The organism is Cellulomonas algicola, from assembly GCF_019024305.1.
Lineage (GTDB): Bacteria > Actinomycetota > Actinomycetes > Actinomycetales > Cellulomonadaceae > Cellulomonas > Cellulomonas algicola.
Window position 1 is genome coordinate 101,429 of sequence record NZ_JAHKSJ010000015.1, and the last position, 24,688, is coordinate 126,116.

Annotated in this window: 18 protein-coding genes and 1 riboswitch; of the genes, 9 read left to right on the forward strand and 9 right to left on the reverse strand. The window is 75.1% G+C overall.

Annotated elements, in window-relative coordinates:
• The first annotated feature begins 7 nt into the window (after positions 1–7).
• Entirely contained in the window at positions 8–433 is a 426-nt protein-coding gene (locus KOV94_RS12555) for a (deoxy)nucleoside triphosphate pyrophosphohydrolase (RefSeq protein ID WP_124342577.1), read from the forward strand.
• 108 nt (positions 434–541) lie between these two features.
• Here KOV94_RS12555 and KOV94_RS12560 read toward each other — a convergent pair whose 3' ends face one another.
• The 7 genes from KOV94_RS12560 to KOV94_RS21295 form a co-directional block, all read right to left on the reverse strand.
• On the reverse strand, positions 542–685 hold the full coding sequence (locus KOV94_RS12560) for a hypothetical protein (protein ID WP_160142857.1): 144 nt from the start codon (positions 683–685) through the stop codon (positions 542–544).
• 328 nt (positions 686–1,013) lie between these two features.
• Positions 1,014–2,204, reverse strand: a complete 1,191-nt coding sequence (locus tag KOV94_RS12565) for a MalY/PatB family protein (protein WP_218052223.1) — start codon at positions 2,202–2,204, stop codon at positions 1,014–1,016.
• 102 nt (positions 2,205–2,306) lie between these two features.
• A complete protein-coding gene (gene metE, locus KOV94_RS12570) occupies positions 2,307–4,628 on the reverse strand; it encodes a 5-methyltetrahydropteroyltriglutamate--homocysteine S-methyltransferase (protein WP_124342579.1) in 2,322 nt (773 codons plus the stop codon).
• A complete protein-coding gene (locus tag KOV94_RS12575; protein ID WP_372449469.1) occupies positions 4,625–5,758 on the reverse strand; it encodes a methylenetetrahydrofolate reductase in 1,134 nt (377 codons plus the stop codon). Before KOV94_RS12575 ends, metE begins: the two co-directional genes overlap by 4 nt.
• Positions 5,759–5,825: 67 nt before the next feature.
• Positions 5,826–5,921: riboswitch (SAM riboswitch) on the reverse strand.
• Positions 5,922–6,134: 213 nt separating this feature from the next.
• Positions 6,135–6,350: a hypothetical protein gene (locus KOV94_RS12580; protein WP_124342580.1), complete on the reverse strand. Its 216-nt coding sequence runs from the start codon at positions 6,348–6,350 to the stop codon at positions 6,135–6,137.
• Between the two features lie 221 nt (positions 6,351–6,571).
• Complete coding sequence (locus KOV94_RS12585; protein WP_124342582.1) at positions 6,572–7,135, reverse strand: DNA-3-methyladenine glycosylase I; 564 nt, start codon at positions 7,133–7,135, stop codon at positions 6,572–6,574.
• A gap of 176 nt (positions 7,136–7,311) precedes the next feature.
• Positions 7,312–8,760 (reverse strand): TetR/AcrR family transcriptional regulator C-terminal domain-containing protein, encoded by a 1,449-nt coding sequence (locus KOV94_RS21295; protein WP_218052224.1) that lies wholly within the window; start codon positions 8,758–8,760, stop codon positions 7,312–7,314.
• An 83-nt stretch (positions 8,761–8,843) separates the two neighbouring features.
• Here KOV94_RS21295 and KOV94_RS12595 point away from each other — a divergent pair, with 83 nt between their 5' ends.
• Complete coding sequence (locus KOV94_RS12595; protein WP_218052225.1) at positions 8,844–9,821, forward strand: ATP-binding cassette domain-containing protein; 978 nt, start codon at positions 8,844–8,846, stop codon at positions 9,819–9,821.
• Positions 9,818–10,618, forward strand: a complete 801-nt coding sequence (locus KOV94_RS12600; protein ID WP_218052226.1) for an ABC transporter permease — start codon at positions 9,818–9,820, stop codon at positions 10,616–10,618. Before KOV94_RS12595 ends, KOV94_RS12600 begins: the two co-directional genes overlap by 4 nt.
• A 245-nt stretch (positions 10,619–10,863) precedes the next feature.
• Here KOV94_RS12600 and hrpA read toward each other — a convergent pair whose 3' ends face one another.
• Complete coding sequence (hrpA, locus tag KOV94_RS12605) at positions 10,864–15,486, reverse strand: ATP-dependent RNA helicase HrpA (RefSeq protein ID WP_218052227.1); 4,623 nt, start codon at positions 15,484–15,486, stop codon at positions 10,864–10,866.
• Positions 15,487–15,526: 40 nt separating this feature from the next.
• A complete protein-coding gene (locus tag KOV94_RS12610) occupies positions 15,527–16,231 on the reverse strand; it encodes a DUF1361 domain-containing protein (protein WP_124341778.1) in 705 nt (234 codons plus the stop codon).
• A gap of 273 nt (positions 16,232–16,504) precedes the next feature.
• Between KOV94_RS12610 and KOV94_RS12615 the strand changes: the two genes are divergently transcribed.
• From KOV94_RS12615 to KOV94_RS12640, 6 genes are all read left to right on the forward strand, one after another.
• On the forward strand, positions 16,505–18,136 hold the full coding sequence (locus tag KOV94_RS12615; RefSeq protein WP_218052228.1) for an ABC-F family ATP-binding cassette domain-containing protein: 1,632 nt from the start codon (positions 16,505–16,507) through the stop codon (positions 18,134–18,136).
• Positions 18,133–18,684, forward strand: a complete 552-nt coding sequence (locus KOV94_RS12620) for an aminoacyl-tRNA deacylase (protein WP_124341776.1) — start codon at positions 18,133–18,135, stop codon at positions 18,682–18,684. The genes KOV94_RS12615 and KOV94_RS12620 overlap by 4 nt, the downstream gene beginning before the upstream one ends.
• A gap of 248 nt (positions 18,685–18,932) precedes the next feature.
• Positions 18,933–19,289 carry an STAS domain-containing protein gene (locus KOV94_RS12625; RefSeq protein ID WP_124341775.1) on the forward strand — a complete coding sequence of 119 codons (357 nt, stop codon included), beginning with the start codon at positions 18,933–18,935 and terminating at the stop codon, positions 19,287–19,289.
• A gap of 145 nt (positions 19,290–19,434) precedes the next feature.
• The gene (locus KOV94_RS12630) at positions 19,435–20,622 is read left to right on the forward strand and encodes an exonuclease SbcCD subunit D (RefSeq protein ID WP_218052229.1); all 1,188 of its coding nucleotides are present in this window, start codon (positions 19,435–19,437) and stop codon (positions 20,620–20,622) included.
• A complete protein-coding gene (locus tag KOV94_RS12635) occupies positions 20,622–23,876 on the forward strand; it encodes an AAA family ATPase (RefSeq protein ID WP_218052230.1) in 3,255 nt (1,084 codons plus the stop codon). Before KOV94_RS12630 ends, KOV94_RS12635 begins: the two co-directional genes overlap by 1 nt.
• A 313-nt stretch (positions 23,877–24,189) precedes the next feature.
• Entirely contained in the window at positions 24,190–24,606 is a 417-nt protein-coding gene (locus KOV94_RS12640) for a hypothetical protein (protein WP_124341772.1), read from the forward strand.
• The last annotated feature ends 82 nt before the right edge of the window (positions 24,607–24,688 follow it).

Sequence of the window (24,688 nt, forward strand, 5' to 3'; positions counted from 1 at the left end):
TCACCGCATGACACCCCCTGTGCTCGTCGTCGCCGCCGCCGTGGTCGACGACCTGGACGAGCCCCGGGTCCTGCTCTCCGCGCGTCGCGCGACGCCGGCGAGCCTCGCAGGTCGATGGGAGTTCCCCGGCGGCAAGGTCGACGCCGGGGAGACCCCCGAGACCGCGCTCCACCGTGAGCTCCGGGAAGAGCTCGGCGTCCGTGTCGCTCTCGGCGACGAGGTCGTGGGTCCGGACGACGGCGTCTGGCCCCTCACCGACCGGTACGTGATGCGCCTCTGGCTCGCGGAGGTCGTCGACGGCGTCCCCGAGCCGCTCGTCGAGCACGACGAGCTCCGCTGGCTGCCCGCCGGTCAGTGGCACGTCGTCCCGTGGCTCGACGCGGACGTCCCCATCGTCGACGCCCTCGTCGCGCTGGTCCGCGACCGCGTCTGACGCGTCCGCCCCGGCGATCGCTGCCGCACCCGGGCATGAGACGGCCCGCGGGGGGCCGGCATCGACGGCGGCGGGACCGTGCGCCGGCCCGCTCCGCGGGCCGTCAGCTCACCAGCGGTGGTTGCTGTTGCCCGAGCAGATCATTCCGGTGCCCCGGCAGAACGTGCACTCGCCCTTCCACCGCTTGCGACCCTGACCCTCGCAGTGGCTGCACTCCGCCACCGGGGACGTGCACTCGTCGCACCTCTTCATGTCGGCCTCCTCGCCAGGCTCGTCGTCGTGCCCGGACCTCGTCGCCGTCTGGACCGGCACGGGGTCTTCAGTCGTCAGCATCGGCAGGACGGGCGTCCACTTGAGCGGCGCAACCCGACCGTGACCTGGACACCTGCCCGCAGGGCGCCCTGGCCAGGACCTATGTCGCGATTCGTGCGCTGTGTCCGTGCAGCCCGGCGCAGATTCGCCCGTTCGGCGCAAGGCTCGTCGGCGCGTCGCTGAGCGGTCCGACGCGCACGTCGCCGCGCAGGCGAGCCAGGATCGGACCGACGGGCGGCGAACCGCCGAGGTGTCCGGTGGCGGAACGTCAGGCGAGGGCCGATGCCAGACGTCGGACGCCGTCCTCGAGAGTGGTGGTCGACGCCGCGAGGTTGAGGCGGGCGAAGCCGACGCCCTCGGGTGCGCCGAACGTCGGCCCGGGGTTGAGCGCGAGGCGACCGCGATCGAGTGCGAGCCGTGCGGGGTCGGCGCCGTCGCGGACCGCGGGGACGTCGCGCAGGTCGAGCCACGCGAAGTACGTCGCGTCGGGCGGTGCCCAGCGTGCCGCGGGCAGGTGCGTCGCCAGCAGGTCCGAGAGCAGCCGCTGGTTGTGCCGAAGACCGTCGAGGACCGCGTCCAGCCAGTCCCCGCAGTCGCGCAGCGCGGTCGTGTGGGCGACGGCGCCCAGGTGGCTGACGCCGTGCAGCACGATCTCGGGCAGGCGCGCGAGGTCGGCGCGCGCGTCCGGTCCGGGGACGGCGACCGCGGCCTTGAGCGCGGCGAGGTTGAACGCCTTCGACGCCGAGTGCAGCGCGATGGCCGACGGGATCACCGTCGTCGTCGGGACGAACCGGGGCCGCGCGCCGTCCTGCTCGCCGCGACCGGCCGTGACGAGCGGCGCGTGGATCTCGTCCGCGACGACCCGGACGCCGTACCGCCGCGCGAGCTCGCCGACAGCCGCGAGCTCGGCGGCCGTGTGCAGGGTGCCCGTCGGGTTGTGCGGGTGGCAGAGCAGGTACGCGGCGCGACGGCTGTCCGTCGTCGCGGCGGCGAACGCGGCCGCGAGCACGTCGAGGTCGAGGCGACCGTCCGGACCGAGCGGGGCCGGCAGCGGGCGACGGTCGGCGTGCTCGACGAACTGCACGAACGGCGGGTACACGGGCGGGTTGATCACGACGGCGTCGCCGGGGTCGGTGACGAGCCGCAGCACCTCGACGATGCCCAGCATGACGTCCGGCACGAGACGGCAGTCGGCGACGGGCACGTCCCAGCCGTACCGGGCGGCGGCGAACCCGGCGATTGCCTCGGCGTAGCCAGGCCCGTGCACGTACCCGGTGTCGCCGGCGCGCATCGCGTCCGACACCGCGCGCACGACGGCCTCGGGCTGCGGGACGTCCATCTCCGCGACGTACATCGGCAGCACGTCGGCGGGGTAGCGGCGCCACTTCTGGCTCGTCCGGCGCCGCAGCGCGTCGAGCGGCACGGAGTCGAAGATCGTCGTCCCGCCGCGCACGTCCACGTCCCGACCCTACGTCGGGCCCTGCGCGGCCGGCGGAGGGCCGGCTCCCTGGTGGACCCGGCCCTCCGGTCGTGCGGTGCGCCCGTCAGGGCGTGTGCGGCGTCAGAGCGTCGCGCGGACCGCCCGCGTCGCCTGCAGGATGTGCTCGAGCGACGGGGTGACCTCCTCGTAACGGCGGGTCTTGAGGCCGCAGTCGGGGTTCACCCAGAGCTGGTCGAGCGCGATGGCCTTGACGGCCTCGGTGAGGAGCTCCTCGACCTCGCCCTCGCTCGGCACGCGCGGCGAGTGGATGTCGTAGACGCCCGGGCCGACCGCACGCGGGTAGCCCGCGGCGGCGATGTCGCCGAGGATCTCCATCTTCGAGCGCGCCGCCTCGATGGACGTGACGTCGGCGTCGAGGCCGTCGATCGCGCCCATGATCTGGCCGAACTCGGAGTAGCAGAGGTGCGTGTGGATCTGCGTGTCCTCGCGCACGCCCGCCGTGGAGAGGCGGAACGAGCGGACCGACCAGTCGAGGTACGCCGCGTGGTCCTCCGCGCGCAGCGGCAGGAGCTCGCGGAGCGCGGGCTCGTCGACCTGGATGATGCCGATGCCGGCGGCCTCGAGGTCGGCGATCTCGTCGCGCAGGGCGAGGCCGACCTGGTTGGCGGTGTCGCCGAGCGGCTGGTCGTCGCGGACGAACGACCAGGCGAGGATCGTCACCGGGCCGGTGAGCATGCCCTTGACGGGCTTCTCCGTGAGCGACTGCGTGTACGACGTCCACGCGACCGTGATGGGCGCCGGGCGGGACACGTCGCCCCAGAGGATCGACGGGCGCGTGCAGCGCGAGCCGTAGGACTGGACCCAGCCGTTCTGCGTCACGGCGAACCCGTCGAGGTTCTCCGCGAAGTACTGGACCATGTCGTTGCGCTCGGGCTCGCCGTGCACGAGGACGTCGAGGCCGATCTTCTCCTGCAGCTCGACGACGCGGCGGATCTCCGCCTTCATCTCGTCCTCGTACTGCTCGGCGGTCAGCTCGCCCTTGCCGAACGCGGCGCGCGCCTTGCGGATCTCGGGCGTCTGCGGGAACGAGCCGATGGTGGTCGTGGGCAGCGGCGGCAGGTCGAAACGCGCGGCCTGCGCGGCCTTGCGGCCCTCGAAGTCGCCGCGGTTGAACGCGTCCTCGCCGAGGGCGGCGACGCGCTCGCGCACCTCGGGGCGGACCACGCCGGGGGCCGTCTTGCGCGAGGCGACGGCGTCGGACGCGGCGAGGAGCTGCTCGTGGATCGCCTCGCGGCCCTCGGTCAGGCCCTCGGCGAGCGTGACGACCTCGACGACCTTCTGGTCGGCGAACGCGAGCCACGACTTCAGCGTCGGGTCGAGCGTGGGCTCGTCCTGCACGTCGTGGGGGACGTGGAACAGCGACGTCGACGTGCCGACCGTCACCGCGCCCGCACCGAGGTTCTCGAGCTGCTCGAGCACCTGGAGCTTGGCGTCGAGGTCGGCGCGCCAGATGTTGTGGCCGTCGATCACGCCGGCGACCAGCGTCTTCGACTCCAGGCCGGCGACGGCCTGCGTCGGGGCCGGGCCGCGGACCAGGTCGACGCCGATGGCCTCGACGTCGGTCGCCGCGAGCACGCCGAGCGCGTCGCGCAGGTCGCCGTAGGGCGCGGCGACGAACAGCGCCGGGCGGCCCTCGACCGCGGTGAGCGCGCCGTACGCCTCGGTGACGGACGCGAGCAGACGCTCGACGGGCACCTCGACCGAGTCGGACACGAGGGCCGGCTCGTCGAGCTGGACCCACGTCGCACCGGCGGCGGCGAGGTCGCGCAGCAGCGCGGCGTAGACGGGGAGCACGTCGGCGAGGCGGTCGATGGGCGCGAAGTCGTCGGGCGAGCCCTCGGCGGCCTTGGCGAGCGCGAGGAACGTCACCGGGCCGACGATGACCGGGCGGGTCAGCACGCCCTCGGCCAGCGCCTCGGCGAACTCGCGGACCGGGCGGTCGCTGGCGTAGCGGAACTCGGTGTCGGGGCCGATCTCGGGGACCAGGTAGTGGTAGTTCGAGTCGAACCACTTGGTCATCTCGAGCGGCAGGTCGTCACCGCGGCCGCGCGCGACCGTCGAGTAGCCCGCGAGGTCCAGACGGCCGTCGGCGTCGAGCAGGTCGGCGAAGCGCGACGGGATCGCGCCGAGCACGGCTGCGGCGTCGAGCACGTGGTCGTAGAACGAGAACGCGCTGGGGATCGCCGGCACGTCGGTGCGCAGGCCGAGCTCGGCCAGGCGGGTGCGGGTGCGGCGGCGCAGGTCGGCGGCGACGGCCTCGACCTCGTCGGCCGAGGAGCGACCGGCCCAGAACGCCTCGATGGCCTTCTTGAGCTCGCGGCGCGGGCCGATCCGGGGGTAGCCCAGGACGGAGCCGGCGGGGAACGTGGGGGTGGTGGTCATCGCGGTGTCTGTCCCTCGTGGGTCGGGTCGGGTGCCGTCGTGGTCGGTCCGGGCGTGCCGGGGGTCGTCGCGGTGGGGGCCGTGACGGGTACGGCGCTGCGGCCGGTGCGGGCCCCGCCGTCCAGACCTGCTCCTTCGAGCAGGTCGAGCGCGGCGTGGTGCTGGTTGAACGTGTAGAGGTGGACGCCCGGGGCGCCGCCGTCGAGCACGCCCTGGACGAGGTCGACGCCGGCGCGGATGCCGCGACGGTGCCGCTCGAGGTCGTCGTCCGCGGACCCGAGCAGGTCGAGCAGGTCGCGCGGGACGGGCACACCCGTGAGGTCCTGCACGCGGAGCAGCCGTGCGGGGTCCGTGCTGGGGATGATGCCCGGGATGATCGGGATGGTGACGCCCGCGTCGTGCGCCTCGGCGACGAGCCCGAGGTACGACTCGGCGTCGAAGAAGACCTGCGTGATCGCGAAGTCCGCGCCGGCCTCCTGCTTGGCCAGCAGCGACGCGACGTCCTGCGCGCGGGTCCCGCCGGTCGCCGCGTTGCCCCGGGGGAACGCCGCGACGGCCACCGAGAGCGGCCGGACGCGGGCGCGGACCGCCTGCGACGGGCTGCCCGCGCACCGGCGGGACTCGATCTCGCGCAGCAGCTCCACGAGCTCGCTCGCGGTGTTCACGCCGTCCGGGTGCGGCTGCCAGTCGTCCTGCCCCGCGGGCGGGTCGCCGCGCAGCGCCAGGAAGGAGCGCGCACCTTCGTCGAGGAACTCCTCGACGATGGCCGTGATCTCGTCGCGCGACGTGCCGACGCACGTGAGGTGCGCGATCGGGTTGAGCGACGTCTCGCGCAGGAGCCGGCTGACGAGCGCACGGGTCGTGACGCGCGTGCGGCCCGAGGCGCCGTACGTGACCGACACGAAGTCGGGGTGCGCCTCGCCGAGCCGCTGGATCGTCTCCCAGAGCCGCGGGGCGGCGTCGGGGTTGCGCGGCGGGAACAGCTCGAACGACACGGTCGGCCGGTCGATCGCGGCGAGCGGGCGGTCGGGGACCACGTGCGGGCCGGTCGTCCGACGCGATCCGGCGTCGGCGACGGTGCCGGTCGCGTCGACTGTGCCGGGGGCCGCGTCCACGACGGGGGCGCTCACCGGACGACCGGTGTCGGTCGGCCCGCGCGGGGGTCGCGGGGGCACGCGGGGTGCTGCGGCATCGTTCACTCCATCGACCCTGGCGGAAGCACCCACACCCTCGCCAGGAGGGGGGTTGCTGCGGCGTCGTCGAGCCAGGTCTCTCGGCCGCTCTGGATGGTTGTCGAGATGCTAGACCGCCGACCACATGGTGGGCAACGTTGCTCGACCGGTGAGACACCGACGTCCGCCCGCGACGTGGTCCGTCGCGCGGGTTGCGTGGCCGCCGCGAGCCGTCGCCCGTCGATGATGATGATCGATCCCGCGCGGTGCCGGACGGTTGCCCGACGAGGGGCTGAGGAGGGCGGGGCGGAGGGGCGTCCGGTCCGTCCTCGGATCAGCGGCGGCGGCGCGGGGTCAGGTGACCGGGCCGGAGCCGGCTGCGCTGCGTCGGGACGTCGAACCAGGAGGTCGGCGAACCCGCCACGACACCGAGCAGACCGTCCTGGACGGCGGCCAGCACCTCGGCGTCGACGTCCGACGGCGTGGACATCGCGGCGGCAGCCGCACGCACGGCGTCGAGCCGCCCGTCGGGGTCCGTCGTGTCCGTCATGCCGGGCATCCTAACCTCCGCCCGAAAGTGGGTCGGAGGCGCGTGCCGAGGCGTCACTCGACGGGAGCAGCAGCCTCACGCGGGCGCCGCGCCGAGCGGTCGTCGGTGGCCGCTGGGATGCGTCGGCTGCGATGGTCCGCGGCCGCCGGGATGCGTCCGCCGCGCTGGTAGGCGGGCGTTCTCCGCACGGTGAACACCGTGGCCGACGCAGCGCGGACGCGTCACGCCACCGCTACCGCGACCGACGGGCACGTCGCGAGGTGGTCGTCGACCAGCCCGCACGCCTGCATCGCGGCGTAGGCGGTCGTGGGTCCGACGAACCGGAAGCCGAGCGACTTGAGCTCGCGCGCGAGCGCGCGGGACTCCGCGGTCACGGCCGGCACGTCCGTCCAGGTCGCGGGCCGGACGTGGTCGGCCCGGTCGGGGGCGTGGGACCACAGGACCTCGTCGAGCGTGCGTCCCTGCGCGTGCAGGTCCCGCAGCGCACGGGCGTTGGCGATCGTCGCCTCGATCTTCGCGCGGTTCCGGACGATGCCGACGTCGGCCATCAGGCGTGCGACGTCGTCATCGCCGAACTCCGCCACGACCTCGGGGTCGAAGTCGGCGAAGGCCGCGCGGAATGCGGGTCGCTTGCGCAGGATCGTGATCCAGGCGAGCCCGGACTGGAAGCCCTCGAGCGCGAGCCGCTCGAAGAGCGCGTGCTCCCCGTGGACCGGGTGCCCCCACTCCTCGTCGTGGTACTGCTCGTAGAGGGGGTCGCCGTCGCCGAAGCACCGGCCCGTCACGAGCGGGCGTGCCGGGGTGGCGGCGGGGACGTCGGGCGTCGCGGCGGCGTCAGGGGTCTGCGTGGGCACGGCGTCAGTCTGGCGCGGGACGCCGACACCGCGCGGGCGGACGTCGACGGCTGGGGATGCCGGTGCACCGACGCGGGCTGTGGACGGCTCGCGTGGGGTCGTGCCGCTCACGATCCCGTGCGACCCTCCGCCCGTGCGATGAGCGCCGCGATGCCGTCGAGCAGCAGGGTCGTGCCGAACGAGACCGGGCCGTCCTCCATCGCGGCCCCGAAGGCTCCCGCGCTCGCGGCCCGGACGAGCGCGGGGTGCTCGTCGGGCGTCGCGACGGCCAGCAGCATCCCGTCCATGTCGTAGGACCGGGACGTCGCCTCCTGCACGGCCCGCTCCCGGTCGGTCCACGAGGCGAACAGCCGCAGCTCGTCCAGCTGGTGGCTCGCGATCGTGCCGACGGCCGTCACCTTGGTCGCCTCGTCGAGCGGCGTGTCCTCGAGGGCCGCGACCATCGCCTCCATCCAGGCGAGCCGGTTGGGCCCGACCGCGTGCAGGACGGTGCCCGTCTGCGCGAGCCACGGGTGCGAGAACAGGACCGGCTGCTGGATCGACACCAGCAGCTCGATGCGCGCGCGCCAGTCGCCGACCTCGCGCCCGACGGCGGGCGGCCGGCCGCTCGCGCGGTCGGACATGAGGCTGACGACCTCGTCCTTCGACGCCACGTACCGGTAGAGCGACATGGTCGTGAACCCGAGCGACTCCGCGAGCCGTGCCATCGACACCGCACCGAGGCCCTCCGCGTCCGCGAGCGCGATGGCGGCGTCGGCGATCTGGTCGAGCGTGAGGCTCGGGCGCGGACCTCGCCGGGGTGGCTCGGGAGTGCGCCACAGGACGGCGAGGTCGGGCGGGAGCGCGGACGCGTCGACCGTGGTCGTGGGCGCGGCCTCGGCGCGGGCGGCCTCGCGACGCGCCTTCTCGGCCTCGCGAGCGGCGCGCTGCTGTGCGAGGGCGGCGTCGCGCGCGGCCTTCTCGGCCTCACGCAGGGCCCGGCCGGCCTCGCGTGCGGCGTCGCGGGCGGCGCGCTCGCGCTCGGCCTGGGCGCGTTCGGCCTCGCGGCGGGCCTCGGTCTCGCGGCGCGCCCGTTCGCGCTCGGCGTCCTGCAGGGCCCGCTCGCGGGCGGCCTCGGCCTGCGCCAGCGCCTTGACGCGGTCGCGCTCGGCCTTCTCGTCGTCGCGACGGCGACGGTCGGCCTCCTTGCGGGCGCGCTCGGCGTCCTTGGCGGCCTCGCGCTCGGCCTTCTCGCGGTCGCGACGTGCGCGGTCGGCCTCCTTGGCGGCGGCGCGCTCGGCCTTCTCGCGGTCGCGGCGCAGCGCCTCGGTCTCCTTGCGTGCGTCGTCGGCCTCGCGACGCGCGACCCCCGCGTCGCGGCCGTCGGCGTCCCGACGTGCGTCCTCGGCGGCGCGGTCGTCGGCCTCGGAGCTGCCGGCCGGGGAGGGGCGACCGTCGGCCTCGCGACTGTCGGGGACCGCGTCGGGCCCGCTGTCGCTCGCCGCGTCCACGTCGGGCCACGTGCGATCGCCCCCCGTGCGGTCGCCGTCCGGGTGCGGGTTCGCTGCCTCGTCCACGTCGTACCTCCTTGACGCCCGATCCTATAAGTGTGTATGACATACACACACAGTTTACGACGTACACAGAAGGAGGCCACGCGATGACCGCACCGATCGTCGTCGCCCGCGGACTGCGCAAGTCCTACGGCGACCTCACCGTCCTCGACGGCGTCGACCTCGACGTCCACCGCGGCGAGGTCCTCGCCCTGCTCGGGCCCAACGGCGCGGGCAAGACGACGACCGTCCGCATCCTGTCGACGCTCCTGCGACCCGACGGCGGCACCGCGACGGTCGCCGGCGCCGACGTCGTCCGCGACCCGGCAGCGGTGCGCGCGGCCATCAGCCTCACCGGCCAGTACGCGGCGGTCGACGAGCTGCTCACGGGCGCGGAGAACCTCCACCTCATGGCCCGCCTCGCGCACCTGGGTGGCCGCGAGGTCCGCACGCGCACGGACGCGATGCTCGAGCTGTTCGACCTCACCGACGCCGCGGGACGCCTGGTCAAGACGTACTCCGGCGGCATGCGGCGGCGGCTCGACCTCGCCGTGAGCCTGCTGAGCCGTCCCCAGGTCGTGTTCCTCGACGAGCCGACCACCGGCCTCGACCCGCGCAGCCGCGGTGACCTCTGGGACGTCATCCGGGCCGTCGTCGACGCGGGCGCGACGCTCCTGCTCACCACGCAGTACCTGGAGGAGGCCGACCGCCTCGCCGACCGGATCGTCGTGATCGACCACGGACGCGTCATCGCGCAGGGCACTGCCACCGAGCTCAAGCGCACCGTCGGGTCCGCGCACGTCGAGCTGGTCCTGCGCGACGGCACCGTGCAGCGCGTCCCCACGGACGGGTCCGTCGCGGACGTCCACCGGATCCTCGGCGACGTGTCCGCGCGCCCGCTCGACGTCGCCGCGTGGCAGGTCCGTGAGCCCACGCTCGACGACGTGTTCCTCAGCCTCACCGGCAAGCCTGCCGAGCCCACGCCCGGATCTGACCCGAGCCGCGGCGGCGACGCCGACGACCGCACCCGCCCGTCCGCCGACGCGCTCGCCGCCGCCGGCCCGCACCCCCGGGAGACCCGATGACCGCCCTGCTCGCCCCCGCGACCACGACGGTCCGCCCCGGTGCGGGCCAGACCGTCCGTGACACGACCGCGCTGATCGGCCGCACCCTGCGCCGCACGACCCGGCAGCTCGACACGCTGCTCCTCTCGGTGATGCTGCCCGTGATGCTCCTGCTGATGTTCACGTTCGTGTTCGGCGGGGCGATCGACCCGACGGGCCGCTACGTCGACTTCGTCGTGCCGGGCATCATCCTGCTGACCGCGGGCTACGGGGCCGCCAACACCGCGGTCGACATGGCGTCCGACATGACGAACGGCATCATCGACCGCTTCCGCTCCATGCCGATCCGCGCGACAGGCGTCGTGACCGGCCACGTCGTCGCGAGCATGGTCCGCAACGCGGTGTCGACGGCGCTCGTCATCGGCGCCGCGTTCCTCGTCGGGTTCAGCCCTGACGCGACACTGCTCGACTGGCTCGGCGCGCTCGGGATGGTCGCGCTGTTCGTCCTCGCGCTGACGTGGGTCGGCGTCGCGGTGGGCATCGTGTCGTCCGGGCCCGAGGCGGCCAGCGGCTTCACGTTCTTCATCCTGTTCCTGCCGTACGTGTCGAGCGCGTTCGTGCCGCCGGAGTCGATGCCGTCGGTGCTCGAGGCGATCGCCGCGTGGAACCCGGTCACGCCGGTGACGGACACGATGCGCGCCCTGCTGCTGGGCCTGCCGCTGGAGACGTCGACGTGGGTGTCCGCGGTCGCGTGGTGCCTCGGCATCTTCCTGGTCGCGAGGACGGCCGCCGGCCTCCTCTTCGCCCGCCGCCGCTGACGTCCTCCCGTCCACGAGCCCGCGACCCGGGTCTGGGTACCGCTCGAGTGCCAGTAGCGGTACCCAGACCCGGGTCGTCGGTCGTGAGGTCGGGGCGTCGGCGGGCAGGCGGGGGCGGTGCGGACCGGCGGGGAGACGCGGACGGGTGGCCGCGTGCGAGTCCGGGGTGGCCGTGCGCGCCCGGGCGGCGGCCCTGTCGGCGCGGCCCGGGGCCCCGGCGCGTCGCGCAGAGGAGGGACCCGACGTCAGAGGGCGGCGAGGGCCTTGCGGATGCGGGTCGGGGAGACCGGGACGGGCGTGCCGAGCTGCTGCGCGAACAGGCTGACGCGGAGCTCCTGGAGCAGCCAGCGGACCTCGTCGAGCGCCGCGTCCCGGGCGGGGTCGGGCAAGGCCGCGCGCGCCTTCGTCACCGCCGCGTCGTACAGGTCCTCGACGTCGTGCACCTGCCACGCGAGGTCGCCGTCGCGCTGCGGGTTGTCGCCGGCCTTCGCGAGCCGGTGCCGGGCGCCGCGCAGGTAGCGGGTCAGCTGCGGCAGCCGGACCGCGCCGACCTCGGACACGAACCCGTCGTGCACCAGCTCGGCGGACTGCTCGCGCACGTCCTGCACGGTCGCGAGCAGCGCGAGGCTCGCCGACGCACGCAGGTCACCCTCGAGCTCGCGCCACGCGCCGAGCACCGCGACCAGGTCGGTGACGACCGCGTGCACGGCGTCCTCCAGCCGGTCGCGGACGGCCGTGCGCAGCGCGGCGTAGGCGTCGGCGTCGCGCACGTCGGCGGGCGTGCGGTCGCCCAGGTGCGACGTCACGAGCCGGTCGATCGCGGCGAGCTGCACGTCGGTGACCAGCGCGTCCGTGCTGGGGTAGGGGCTCGCGGCGAGCGTGAGCGCCTGCGTCCCGGTCCACCGGGACGTGATCCGGCCCGGAGCGAGGCCGACGTCGAGCAGAAGCAGCCGGCGCAGGCCGCGGCGGGCCGTCGAGGGGACGGCGGCGGCGTCGGCGAGCGTCCGCACCGCGACCGACGTCGTCTCGTCGACGAGCACGGGGAACGCCCGCACGGTGACCCCGGCCGCGGACGCCTCCAGCACCTCCGGCAGACGCCCGCCCGGCAGGTCGTCGGGCCACGTGCGCAGACCGGACCGCTCGAGCGACACGGGTGCGGCAGCGGGCGCCGACGAGCCGGATGCGCCGGGCGTCGGGACCGCGCCCCGGCCGGGACCGGCGCCGGCACCCTGCGCGGCCGCAGCACCGAAGGCCCCGGCGCGTCCGTCATCGCCGGTCTTCCCGCGGCCTCCGGCCGCGCCACCCGACCCGGCCTGCCCTGCAGGACCCGACCCAGCGGAAGCCGGGCCGCCGGCGGCAGCGCGCGCCTCCTCCATCGCCGCACGCACCGCGGTCCGGACGGCCGCGTCGACCGCCTCCTGCGTGCGCGACGCGAGCCGCCGCTGCAGGACCAGCAGGTCCTTGCCCTCGTCGACGACGCCCCCGCGGTCCCCGACGACGCGGAACGTCATGCGCAGGTGCGGCGGCAGCTTCTCGTCGTCGAACGCGTCGTCGGGCACGTCGACGTCGCGCACCGCCCGGACGGCCTGCCGGAACAGCTCGCGGAACGACGGTGCCGCGTCGCCGGCCCGGACGGTGTCCTCCCACGACGCGGTGTGCGCGCGCAGCCACGCCTCGACGGACCGTGCGACGTCGGGCGCGGGCACGAGCTGCACGCGCACGGGCTTGGGCAGGGCGCGGATGGTCGCGGTGACGAGCTCCTCGCGCAGGCCGGGCACCATCCAGTCGAAGCCGTCGGGGGTCAGCCGGGCCAGGGCCGTGATCGGGACGTGCACGGTCACGCCGTCGGCCTCGGTGCCGGGCTGGAACTGATAGGTCAGCGGCAGGCGCAGGTCGCCCTGCGGCCAGCGCGACGGGAACGCGGACTCGTCGATCGCGTCGGCGTCGTCGGCGACCAGCAGCTCGCGCGTGAACGTCAGCAGGTCCGGGTCGCGTCGGCGGGCGCCCTTCCACCACTGGTCGAAGTGCCGCGCGGACACGACGTCGGACGGGACGCGCTCGTCGTAGAACGCGAACAGGACGTCGTCGTCGACGACCAGGTCGCGGCGCCGGGCCCGCGCTTCCAGCCCTTCGGCCTCGGCGAGCAGCCGCCGGTTCTCGTGGAAGAACTGGTGGTGCGTCGTCCACTCGCCCTGCACGAGCGCGTGCCGCACGAACAGCTCGCGCGCGTGCTCGGGGTCGACCTTGGCGTACAGGACGCGGCGCTGCGCGACGATCGGCACGCCGTACAGCAGGACCTTCTCCGACGCGGTCGCCGCGCCCTGCTTCGACGACCACGCGGGCTCCGAGTAGGTGCGCTTGACGAGGTGCGCGCCGACCTCCTCGGCCCACTCGGGCTGGATGCGTGCCGCGTCGCGCGCCCACAGGCGGGACGTCTCGACGAGCTCGGCGGCCATGACCCACGACGGCGGCCGCTTCGCGAGGCCCGACCCCGGGAAGATCGCGAACCGCGCCCCGCGCGCGCCCAGGTACTCGTTGCGCGCCCGCCGGTCGGGCCGACGCCCGCGCCCGGACTGCTGGCCGCTGCGCGCGGGAGCGGCGACCTCCGTCGCCTCCTGCATGCCGATGTGCGACAGCAGCCCGGACAGCACGCTCACGTGGATGCGGTCGGCGTCCCACTCGAGCCGCAGCGCGCCGCGGGCGGTGTCGTCGGGACCGTGACCTCCGCCGGCGGCGGAGTCATCGCCTCCGGGAGCGGATGTCGAGCCGTCGACCGCGGAGGTCGCCGCCGAAGCGGCCGAGGTCGCACCGGCCGACGACGAGCCCGGACGCAGCGGCGACACGTGGATGCCCAGCGGCTTCGCGAGCTCGCGGAGCTGCGTGACCACGTCCTGCCACTCGCGGATGCGCAGGTAGTTGAGGTGCTCCGACCGGCACCGCCGCCGGAACGCGTTGCCGGACAGCTCGCGCTGCTGCTCGCGCAGGTACTGCCAGAGGTTGAGGTACGCGAGGAGGTCGGACGTCGGGTCGGCGAACCGGCCGTGCAGCTGGTCGGCGCGGTCGCGCTCCTCGGCGGGACGCTCGCGCGGGTCCTGGATCGACAGCGCGGCGGCGATCACCATGACCTCGCGCGCGACGCCCCGCCGGCCGCCCTCGACGATCATGCGCGCGAGCCGCGGGTCCATCGGCAGCTGCGCGAGGGCCCGGCCGGTGTCGGTGAGGCGCGTGACGTTCGAGGTGCGGCCGGACGCGTCGGCGACCGGCACCGTCTCCAGCGCCCCGAGCTCGGTCAGCAGCTGCACGCCGTCGCGCACGGCCCGCACGTCGGGCGGGTCGACGAACGGGAAGTCGGTCACGTCGTCGGGTGACGCAGCGACCCCCACCGCGATCATCTGCAGGATCACCGAGGCGAGCGACGTGCGCAGGATCTCGGGCTCGGTGTACATCGGCCGCGACGCGAAGTCGTCCTGCGAGTACAGCCGGATCGCGATGCCGTCGGCGACGCGCCCGCACCGCCCGGACCGCTGGTTGGCCGACGCCTGCGAGATCGGCTCGATCGGCAGCCGCTGCACCTTCGTCGCCTTCGACCACCGCGAGATGCGCGCGGTCCCCGGGTCGACGACGTACCGGACGCCGGGCACGGTGAGCGACGTCTCGGCGACGTTCGTGGAGAGCACGACGCGTCGGGCCGCGTGCTGCTCGAAGACCCGGTGCTGCTCGGCGGCGGACAGGCGCGAGTACAGCGGCAGCAGCTCGACGGCCTGCGGGTGGCGCGGGTCGCTGACGCGCGCGCCGAGCGACGTGCGCAGCGCGTCCTCCGCGTCGCGGATCTCCCGCTCGCCGGACAGGAACACGAGGATGTCGCCCGGCCCCTCGGCGGACAGCTCGTCGACGGCCTCGGTGATCGCGGTCATGAGGTCGCGGTCCTCGGTCGCCTTCGCCCGCGCGCGGCGTCCGGCGTCCTCCGCGGGTGCCTCGACGTCCGGCGACAGGGGGCGGTACCGGATCTCGACGGGGTACGTGCGGCCGCTGACCTCGACGACGGGAGCGGGCACGCCGTCGGGGTGCTCGGGCGTCGGCGGCCCGGCGAAGTGCTGCGCGAAGCGGGCCGAGTCGATCGTCGCCGACGTGATGACGACCTTGAGGTCGGGCCGCTGCGGCAGCAGCCGCGTCAGGTAGCCGAGGATGAAGTCGATGTTGAGCGAGCGCTCGTGCGCCTCGTCGATGATGAGCGTGTCGTACGCCCACAGCATCGGGTCGCGCTGGATCTGCGCGAGCAGGATGCCGTCCGTCATGACCTTGACGAGCGTCTCGTCCGACGACGTGTCCGTGAAGCGCACCTGGTACCCGACGAGCTCGCCGAGCGGCGTGCCGACCTCCTCCGCGATGCGCTCCGCGACCGACCGGGCGGCGATCCGGCGGGGCTGCGTGTGGCCGATCTGCCCGGCCCGTCCGCGACCCAGGTCGAGCGCGATCTTCGGCAGCTGCGTCGTCTTCCCGGAGCCCGTCTCGCCTGCGACGACGACGACCTGGTGGTCGCGGATCGCGGCGGCGATCTCGTCGCGCCGCGCGCTGACCGGCAGGGCCTCCGGGTAGACGATCGGCGGGACGACGACCTGCTCACGGATCGCCGCGGCACGGGCCCGACGGGCCTGCGCGCGCTCGTCGTCGCGTCGCCGGTCGTGCTGGTGGCCGCCGCGCGCACGCTGGCCGGGCTGCCGACCCTCGTCGGGGCGTCGTGCCTCATCGGGCCGTCGTGCCTCGTCAGGACGCCGCGCCTCGTCTGGCCGCCGACCGCGACCACCGCCGCGACCCCCGCGCCGGCGCGGGCCGGACGGGCGCCCGGTCGACGGCTCGCTGGTGGTCACGACGCACGATTCTCCCAGGTGCTCCGCGCAGCCCGCGCGCTCATTGCTCGAGCAGCACCAGCGCCTGGATGACGGGACCCGCGACGGCGACGTACATGACGGCGAAGAACAGCGCGTACAGGAGCGTGAACGCCGTCGCCTGACCCGCCGCGCGCGGCTCGCGCAGGTGCGTGACCGTCCTGCTCACGACCCGCCACGGCCGCGCGACGTCCCAGCTGTTGAGGCGCAGGTGCCGGCCCAGGTACATGCCGAACGACACGAGCAGCAGGACCACCGCGACGAGCACGAGCGTGTCGCCCGCGAGCAGGGACGAGGCGGTGTCGCCGTGCCGCGTGATCGCGAACTCCAGCTGCACCAGCAGCACGTTGAGCACGGTGTTGAGGACGCCGGCCATCGCGAGCGAGATCACGAGCACGACGTCGAACCACATCGGCACCCCGTCGCCGTCGCGCCGGTGGCTGAGGTTGAGCTCGGTGACGAGGTAGCCCGCGTTGGGCAGGAGCAGCAGCCAGACGAGGAGGAGCATGCCGACGAGCGGCAGCACGACGGAGCGCGGCACGCCGACCGGGATCAGGAAGATCAGCGCGTACGACAGCAGCAGGACCAGCAGCGGTGCCGCGGAGAGCCCGAGGTTGAGCAGCATCGGCCGGTACACGCGCGTGCCGAACACCGGGCCGCGGGCCACGACGAGCCCGAGCGCGAGCACGTTCATGAGGAGCACGCCCAGCAGCAGGCTCGCGATCACGGGCGACGTCCGGGGGTGGTCGGCATGCCGCCATGCTCGTGCGTCGCGCCTGGTGAGGCCACCGGACAGGGGTCGGCGTGAGGGGCGCTCGCCGCCGGGGCGCCCGCCCCTCGCGTCGTCGCCCCAGCGCGGGGCGGCGGAAATGGGGTGGCGCGCCCGCGGCCACCCTGCCTACCGTGCCCGGGTGCTGATCTGACCACCGCGCCGAGTCCCTCTCCCGACTCCCGCGCCCGTCGTGCTGCCACGACGCCGGCGCACCCCGGTGGTGATCGCATGAACCCAGTCCTCCGTGCCCGTGCCCTGACCCGTTCCTACGACGGGCGTCCCGTGCTGTCCGGCGTCGACCTCGACGTCGACCCCGGCCACCGCCTCGGCGTCGTCGGGGAGAACGGCATCGGCAAGTCGACGCTGCTGCGCCTGCTCGCGGGCGTCGAGCCGCCCGACAGCGGCGACGTGACCCGCCCCGCCGCGCTCGAGCTGCTCACGCAGGAGCCGACCTTCGCCGCGACGGACACCGTCGCCGACGTCATGGCCGCCGCGCTCGCGGACGTGCGGGCCGTCGAGCAGGCGCTCGAACGGGCGTCGTCGGCGCTCGCGGACGACGTCCCCGGTGCCGACGACGCGTACGCGGCCGCGCTCCTGGCCGCCGAGCTGGCGGGCGTGTGGGACGCCGACCGGCGGGCGGAGCTGGCCCTCGTCGGGCTCGGCCTGGCGGACGTCGAGCCGTCCCGTCCGACGGTGCGCATGTCCGGGGGCCAACGTTCGCGGCTGGCGCTCGCGGCGCTGCTGGTCCGCAGCCCTGCTGCCGTGCTGCTCGACGAGCCGACCAACCACCTCGACGACGCGGCCGCCGAGTACCTCGCGGGTGCCCTGCGGGCGCTGCGCGGCGCGGTGGTGCTGACGAGCCACGACCGCGTGTTCCTCGACGAGACGTGCACCGAGATCCTCGACCTCGACCCGTCGCTCGACGGCCCGACGCGGTACGGCGGCACGTTCACGGACTACCTCGCGGCCAAGCGCGTCGAGCGCGCACGCTGGGAGGAGCGGTGGAAGGACGAGCGCGAGGAGCTGGCGCGGCTGCGGCACTCGGTGCGGGTCACCGCCCGGCAGGTCGGGTACGGCCGCGAGCTCGGCAACAACTTCAAGATGGACTACGACGCGCAGGGCGCGCGCGTCGAGCAGCAGGTGTCGCGGCGGGTCCGCGACGCGCAGCGGCGGCTCGACGAGCTCACGCGCGACCACGTCCGCAAGCCTCCGCCGCCGCTGCGGTTCGCGGTGCCGGCGTCCTGGTCGGGTGCGGCGGGCGGGCTCGTGCTGCAGGTCCGCGACGCCGAGGTGCCGGGGCGGCTCGTCGTCCCGTCGCTGGACCTCGCGGCCGGGACCAAGGTGCTGGTGAGCGGCCCGAACGGTGCGGGGAAGTCCACGCTGCTGCACCTGCTCGCGGGCGACCTCGCCCCGGCGCGCGGGTCGGTGCAGCGGGCGCGCGGCGTCGAGGTCGCGCTGCTCGAGCAGGACGTGGGCCTCGCCGACGACGCGCGCACCCCCCGGGCCCTGTTCGACGCGGTGACGGCCGATCTGCCCGCTCCCGTGCGGCTCGTCGACCTCGGGCTCGTCGCGCCGCGCGACGTCGACCGGCCGCTGCGGGAGCTGTCCGTCGGGCAGCGTCGACGCGTCGTGCTCGCGCTGCTCGTCGCCCGGACGCCCGGCGTCCTGCTGCTCGACGAGCCGACCAACCACGTGTCGGTCCGGCTCGCCGACGAGCTCGTCGACGCGCTCGAGGTGTCGCCCGGCGCCGTCGTCGTCGCGACGCACGACCGGTGGCTGCGGCGACGCTGGACGGGGCCGCACCTCGTCGTGCAGGAGGGACGTGCGCGCTGGGCCGACGCCCCTACAGTGGCCGGATGAGCGAGACGGCCGGGTCCGGCGACGTGCAGGAGGCGGCCGCGGGCGCGGCGCGCGAGGTGTTCGAGGCGCGCGAGGTGTCCGACGGTGAGCGGCGCTCGGCGGCGGCGCTCGAGGCGTCCGGCATCGGGTACGCGATCACCCGGCACGGTCCCGTGCGGTCGCTGGCCGAGGCCGCCGCCGCGCGGGGCGTCGAGCCCGCCGCCGTCGTCAAGACGATCGTCGTGCGGCGCGGTGACGACGACTTCCTCTTCGTCCTCGTGCCCGGCGACCGGACCATCTCGTGGCCCAAGCTGCGCGCCCTGCTCGGCGTGAGCCGGCTCTCGATGCCGGACGCGGCGACCGCACGTGACGTCACCGGGTACGAGCGCGGCACGATCACACCGTTCGGGTCCCTGACGGCGTGGCCGGTGGTCGCCGACTCGCGCGTCCCGGACCGGTCGGTGTCGATCGGGGCGGGTGCGCACGGCGTCGCTGCGACAGTCGACGGGACGGACCTGGTGCGCGCGCTCGACGCGACCGTGGCGGACGTCACCGAGCCGGAGGCCTGACCGCGCGTTGACCGGTGCGGGGTGGACTTGTGTCGATCTTTGACCGGTGCTGTACAGGCGTCCGACTCAGCCTTGACCTGACGTGGCGAGCGGTCGATTCTTGACGAACACCGCGGAACGGGCGCGGCGCGCGGGGAACGTATCTCGACCGGCGGCCGTTGGGGCTCTCGAGTGGCGGCGTCGGCGATGGCAGATACCGTCGTCAGGCCGCCGGGCCCCCTGGTCCGGACGTGCAGGAGTGAGGAGCCATGGAGCTGATCGACCACACCGCCGCCGCCGGGACGATCCGGGTCGACGAGCAGGACGGCCGCACGGTCGTCGTCCTCGTCGGGGAGGTCGACGCCGCGCTGCGCGACGAGGCGAGCGCGACCATGGCCCGCGCCCTCATCAGCGGTGACCCCGTCGTGGTCGACACCACGCACGCCACGTTCATCGACTCCTCCGGCATCGCCTTCGTCCTCCAGCTGCACCTCGCCGCCCGCGAGGCCGGCATCCCCGTGACGCTGCAGGACCCGCACCGCGTGCTGCGCGACGTGCTCGAGATGATCGGCATGGGCGACGAGTTCGCCGCCGAGCCGCCCCTCGCGGTGCCCGAGCCCGCCTGACCCACCGGCCGCGCTCCAGGCGCGGCTGACCCGGCGACCGCGCGGCGGGCGCGAGCCGTCCACAGCCCGGGATCACACGCGCGCGTCCACGACGCTCCGGACCGCCTGGGCCGTCGTGTCGGACGCGGCGGTTAGCGTCCTCGGCATGCGGATCCTGCACACCTCCGACTGGCACCTCGGTCGGACGCTGCACGGGGTCGACCTCCTCGACCACCAGGCGGCCTACCTCGACCACCTGGTCGAGGTCGTGCGCGCCGAGCCCGTCGCGGCCGTCGTCGTCGCGGGCGACGTGTACGATCGCGCGATCCCGCCCGTGGAGGCCGTGAGCCTCCTGTCCGACACGCTCGCGCGGCTGTCGGAGCACACCACCGTCGTCGTGACGTCCGGCAACCACGACTCCGCGACCCGCCTCGGCTTCGGGTCGGCGCTCATGCGCGAGCGCGTCCGGCTGCGCACCCGCGTCGCCGGTCTGCACGAGCCCGTCGCGCTCGGGTCCGACGACGGCGAGCTGCTCGTCTACGGCCTGCCGTACCTCGACCCCGACACCGTGCGCGGTGCGCTGACCGAGGACGGCCCCGACGGCGAGCGGCGCGTGCCGGCGCGGTCGCACGAGGCCGTGGTCGGCGCCGCGATGCGGCGGGTGCGGGCCGACGTCGACGCACGCCGCTCGGTGGGTCGTGGGCGGCGTGTCCGCAGCGTCGTCGCGGCGCACGCGTTCGTCGTGGGCGGCGTGTCCAGCGAGTCCGAGCGCGACCTCGCGGTCGGCGGCGTCGAGCACGTCCCCGCCGGTGCGTTCGCCGGCGTCGACTACGTGGCGCTCGGCCACCTGCACGGCCCGCAGCGGGTCGCCGGCCCCGACGGCACCACGCTGCGGTACTCCGGGTCGCCGCTCGCGTACTCGTTCTCCGAGCTGCGGCACACGAAGTCGACCGCGCTGGTCGACCTCTCCGGCGACCAGCCGTCCGTCGAGCTCGTGCCCGCGCCCGTCGCGCGCCGGCTCGCCGAGGTCACGGGCACGCTGGACGACCTGCTCGGCGCCGCGGGCGAGCCGCACGTCGACGACTGGGTCCGCGTCACCGTGACCGACACGCACCGCCCGACCGACCTCTACCGCCGCGTCACGCAGCGGTTCCCGCACGCCCTGGTCGTCCAGCACCGTGCTCCCGAGCACGTGCGGTCGACGGGCGCGACGCTCGTGACCGCGGCGCACGACCCGGTCGACGTCGCCGCGCAGTTCGTCCGGCACGTCACGGGCGCCGACGCCACGGACGTCGAGATCGACGTCCTGCGCCGCGCCTACGAGGACGTGCTGGCCGCGGAGCGGAGCGCCTGATGCAGCTGCGCACGCTCACCGTGCAGGCCCTCGGGCCGTTCGCCGGTCGGCACACCGTCGACTTCGCCGCGCTCGCCGCATCGGGGCTGTTCCTCCTCGACGGCCCGACCGGTTCGGGCAAGTCGACCCTGATCGACGCCGTGGTGTTCGCGCTCTACGGCAAGGTCGCGTCCGCCGACGCGAGCGACGACCGGCTGCGGTCCGCCTACGCCGCCGACGACGTCCCGACGGTCGTCGACCTCACCTTCGAGGTCGCGTCGGGCGTGTACCGGGTGCGGCGCAGCCCCGGCTACGACCGTCCCAAGAAGCGCGGCACCGGGACCGTGCGGCAGCAGCCGTCCATCACGCTGTGGCGGCTCGCGCCCGACGACGACGGCAGCGGCGACCTCGACGACGTCCCCACCGGCGAGGTGCTGTCGACCCGGCTGGACGAGGCCGGTGCCGAGCTGCAGCGCGTGGTCGGGCTCGACCGTACCCAGTTCGTGCAGACGATCGTGCTGCCGCAGGGCGAGTTCGCGCGGTTCCTGCGCGCCGACCCCGAGCAGCGTCGCGCGCTCCTGCAGAAGATCTTCGGCACCGAGGTGTACGACCGGATCGGCCGGCGGCTCGTCGAGCTGCGGCGCGAGTCGGCCGAGGCCGTGACGACCGCACGCGCCGGACTCACGACCGCCGCGGCGCACCTCGTGGGCGCGGCGCGGCTCGACAGCGACGCGGCCGACGCGCTCCGGCTCGAGCTCGACCAGGCCGTCGCCACGGGCACCGTCGACGCGGTGGACGGTGCCGTCGGGGCCCTCACGGCCACCGTGACCGACGCGGCGGTCGCCGCCGAGGCCAGGGCGTCGTCCGCCGAGCATCGGCGCGCCGACGCGCGCACGGCGCTCGACGAGGCGACCCGCACCGACCACCTGCTGCGCCGCCGCGACACGCTCCGCGCCGAGCAGGCCGCGCTCGACGTGGCCGCGCCCGTGCACCGTGACGCTCAGGCGCGCCTCACGACCGCACGTGCCGCGCAGGCCGTGCGGCCGCTGCTCCGCCGGTCCGACGACGCGCGCGTCGCCCTGGAGTCGGCAGTCAAGGCGCTCGACGCCGCGATCGACGCGGCACCCTCCGACCTGGCGGGCCTCGCGCGGTGGTCCGGGCCCGACGCTGCTGATCCCGACGGGTCACCGCCTGGCGCCGAGGAGGCCGTCGCTCTGTCGCGCGGAGGCACAGCGACGACCGGCGAGTCGGTGGGTGTCCGGGCGGGGCGCACCCGGCTGGCGGACCGCGGGACCGACGGATCGGCGCAGCCGACGCTCTTCGACGACCTCACGGTCGAGGCGGTGCCGCCGACGGTCGAGCGACGTCGGCTGCTCGACGCGGCGCGCGAGGAGTCGGTGGGCCAGGCGGCAGCCGTGGAGCGGCTCGTCGCGGTCGAGGCCGGGCTCGAGGCCCGTCGGCAGGAGGTGCGCGCGCTCCGCGCGACGGTCGACGACCTTCGTGCGGAGATCGCCGTGCACGACACCTGGCTGGCGACGCGCGCGCACGAGAGGACCGCGCTCGTCGACGCGCACCGCGCGGCAGCGGACCTCGCCGCGTGCGTGCCCGAGAGGGCTGCCGCCGTCGACGCGCTCGCGCAGGTCGCGGCCGCGCTCGTCGCGCTCGACGACGTCACCGATCGGCACACGGCTGCGGAGCGGCACCTGGCGGTCACGGCACGCGCCGCCGCGGGCGCCGTCAAGGCCGAGGCTGCGCTGCGGACCACGCGGATCGCCGGCCTGGCCGGTGAGCTCGCATCGGCGCTCGCGGACGGCGACCCGTGCCCGGTGTGCGGGGCCGTCGAGCACCCGACGAAGGCCGCGCTCGGGGTCGACCACGTCACCGCGGACGCGGTACAGCAGGCGGAGGACGCGCGCGTCGCCGCGGAGCGTGACGTGCGGACGGCCGAGGCCGAGGTCGTGCGGTGCGCCGAGCAGGTCGCCGCCCTGGTCCGCCAGGTCGACGGCGCCACGGCCGAGGACGTCGCGACGCGGCTCTCGGCGGCGCACGAGTCGCTGGCCGCCGCCCGTGCGGCTGTCACGAAGGCCGAACGCCTCGCCCGCGACGTCGAGGGCCATGACGCGGAGACCTCCCGACGGACGGAGCAGCGGCAGCAGGCGGTCACCGCGCTCGCCGCCGCCGAGGTGCGCGTCGAGGCGCTCGTCCAGCAGCTCGACGCGGCCGAGGCCGACGTGGTCGAGGCGCGCGCCGGCCACCCGACGGTCGCCGCCCGGCACGCCGCGCTCCGGGGACGGGCCGCCTCCGCAGGCGCGCTCGCCGACGCGCTGGTCGCCGTCGAGCAGGCGCACACCGACGACACGGTGCGCCGCACCGAGCTCGCCGACGCGCTGGCTGAGCACGGCTTCGCGGACGCCGACGAGGCGCGCGACGCCCTCCTGGAGCCCGCGGTGCTCAACGAGCTGACGTCGACCGTCGAGGCGTACCTCGCCGCGGTCGCGCGCGTGCAGGCGGGCCTCGCGGACGGCACGCTCGCGGACCTGCCCGACGACCTCGTGGTCGACCTGGCCGCCGCACGCGAGGTCGAGCGCGTCGCGCGACTCGACCACGAGGCCGCAGCCGGGGAGGCGCGCAGCGCACGCGACCGGGCCGACGCCGTCGAGGCGGCCACCGCCTCGGTCGCCGCAGCCGCGCGCGTGCTCGTCGAGCGGACCGCCGACCACGCGCCGATCGCACGGCTCGCCGCGGTCGCCGGTGGGACCGGTAGCGACAACGCGCACGCCCTCTCGCTCGCCACCTACGTGCTCACCCGTCGGTTCGAGGACGTCGTCGCGGCCGCGAACGACCGGCTGCTCGGCATGTCCGACGGGCGGTACGAGCTCGTGCGCAGCGACGTGAAGGAGGACGTCAGCACGCGCCGCACCGGTCTGTCGATGCGCGTCGTCGACCACCGGACCGGGCACCCGCGCGACCCGCGCACCCTGTCGGGAGGCGAGACCTTCTACGTCTCGCTCTGCCTCGCGCTCGGGCTCGCCGACGTGGTGAGCGCCGAGGCGGGCGGGATCGACCTCGGCACCCTGTTCGTCGACGAGGGGTTCGGCTCGCTCGACCCGCACACGCTCGACCAGGTGCTCGCGGAGCTCGGCCGGCTGCGCGCCGGCGGACGGGTCGTCGGCGTGGTGTCGCACGTCGAGACGCTCAAGCAGGCGATCCCCGATCGCATCGAGGTCCGCCCGACCCCGCACGGTCCGAGCACCCTCACGGTCCGCGCCGGCTGAACGCGCGGAGCCCACGGCACGCGAGCCTCCGACGCGCTCGCGGCTCGAGCCCTCGGAGCGCTCGCCCGTCGAGACCCGGAAGTGCTCGCAGGACAGAAGCGCGAACCCGCGCGCCCGCCGGTCGGGATGACCGCCCCGCGCCCGGGGGAGGCGCGGAGCGGGTGTCGGTCGGTCGACCCGCCCGGGCGGGACGACCCGCGGCGGAGGTCTCGTGCAGGTCGACCAGGCCGCGGTTCGGCAGTTCGTCCGAACCTGTGGCGTGCGTCACATGCGCCACCTAGCCTGGGGGAAAGCGTCGACGAAGGACCTCACGATGTCGTGGGTATTGCTGGCCGCAGTGCTCTTCGTGCCGGCGCTCGTCTTCAGCGCCCTGTGGTCGCTCCTCCCCGGCGCCGACGAGCCGCCGCGGTGGCGCGTCGTGCTCGCCGACCGGCTCGAAGGCTGGGCGCACCGGCTGCGTCCGGTACGCCCCGTGCCGCCCAACCCGTTCGACGCGCTGCGCGTCCAGGAGCGGCTCGGCGCCGTCGCGGACCACGTGCGCGAGCTCGAGCTCGACCCGCACACCTTCGCGCGGGCGGAGCGGATCATCGCGTCCCAGCTCGCGTACGACCAGCTGCTCGCCGAGGCGTGCCGGCTGGCGGGGGTCGAGGTGCTCCCGCGCCCTAAGGGCGACCCGGCCGAACGGTTCCGCGAGGAGGTCGAGCTCGCCGCACGCGGGTGGACCTGGTGAGCGCGCCCTGCGGATGTGCGCCGAGTTCAGGGCCCCTACGGTGGGCGCGTGCACACCCGGACCGAGCCCATGACCACCCCCG

Bases quoted from the DNA above. Each gene is read 5' to 3' on its own strand.
- KOV94_RS12555 (WP_124342577.1), top strand. From the start codon at position 8: ATGACACCCCCTGTGCTCGTCGTCGCCGCCGCCGTGGTCGACGACCTG.
- metE (WP_124342579.1), bottom strand. From the start codon at position 4,628: ATGACCACCACCCCCACGTTCCCCGCCGGCTCCGTCCTGGGCTACCCC.
- KOV94_RS12580 (WP_124342580.1), bottom strand. From the start codon at position 6,350: ATGACGGACACGACGGACCCCGACGGGCGGCTCGACGCCGTGCGTGCG.
- KOV94_RS12630 (WP_218052229.1), top strand. From the start codon at position 19,435: ATGCGGATCCTGCACACCTCCGACTGGCACCTCGGTCGGACGCTGCAC.
- KOV94_RS12635 (WP_218052230.1), top strand. From the start codon at position 20,622: ATGCAGCTGCGCACGCTCACCGTGCAGGCCCTCGGGCCGTTCGCCGGT.
- KOV94_RS12640 (WP_124341772.1), top strand. From the start codon at position 24,190: ATGTCGTGGGTATTGCTGGCCGCAGTGCTCTTCGTGCCGGCGCTCGTC.
- KOV94_RS12615 (WP_218052228.1), top strand. From the start codon at position 16,505: ATGAACCCAGTCCTCCGTGCCCGTGCCCTGACCCGTTCCTACGACGGG.
- KOV94_RS12600 (WP_218052226.1), top strand. From the start codon at position 9,818: ATGACCGCCCTGCTCGCCCCCGCGACCACGACGGTCCGCCCCGGTGCG.
- KOV94_RS12620 (WP_124341776.1), top strand. From the start codon at position 18,133: ATGAGCGAGACGGCCGGGTCCGGCGACGTGCAGGAGGCGGCCGCGGGC.
- KOV94_RS12625 (WP_124341775.1), top strand. From the start codon at position 18,933: ATGGAGCTGATCGACCACACCGCCGCCGCCGGGACGATCCGGGTCGAC.
- KOV94_RS12560 (WP_160142857.1), bottom strand. From the start codon at position 685: ATGAAGAGGTGCGACGAGTGCACGTCCCCGGTGGCGGAGTGCAGCCAC.
- KOV94_RS12595 (WP_218052225.1), top strand. From the start codon at position 8,844: ATGACCGCACCGATCGTCGTCGCCCGCGGACTGCGCAAGTCCTACGGC.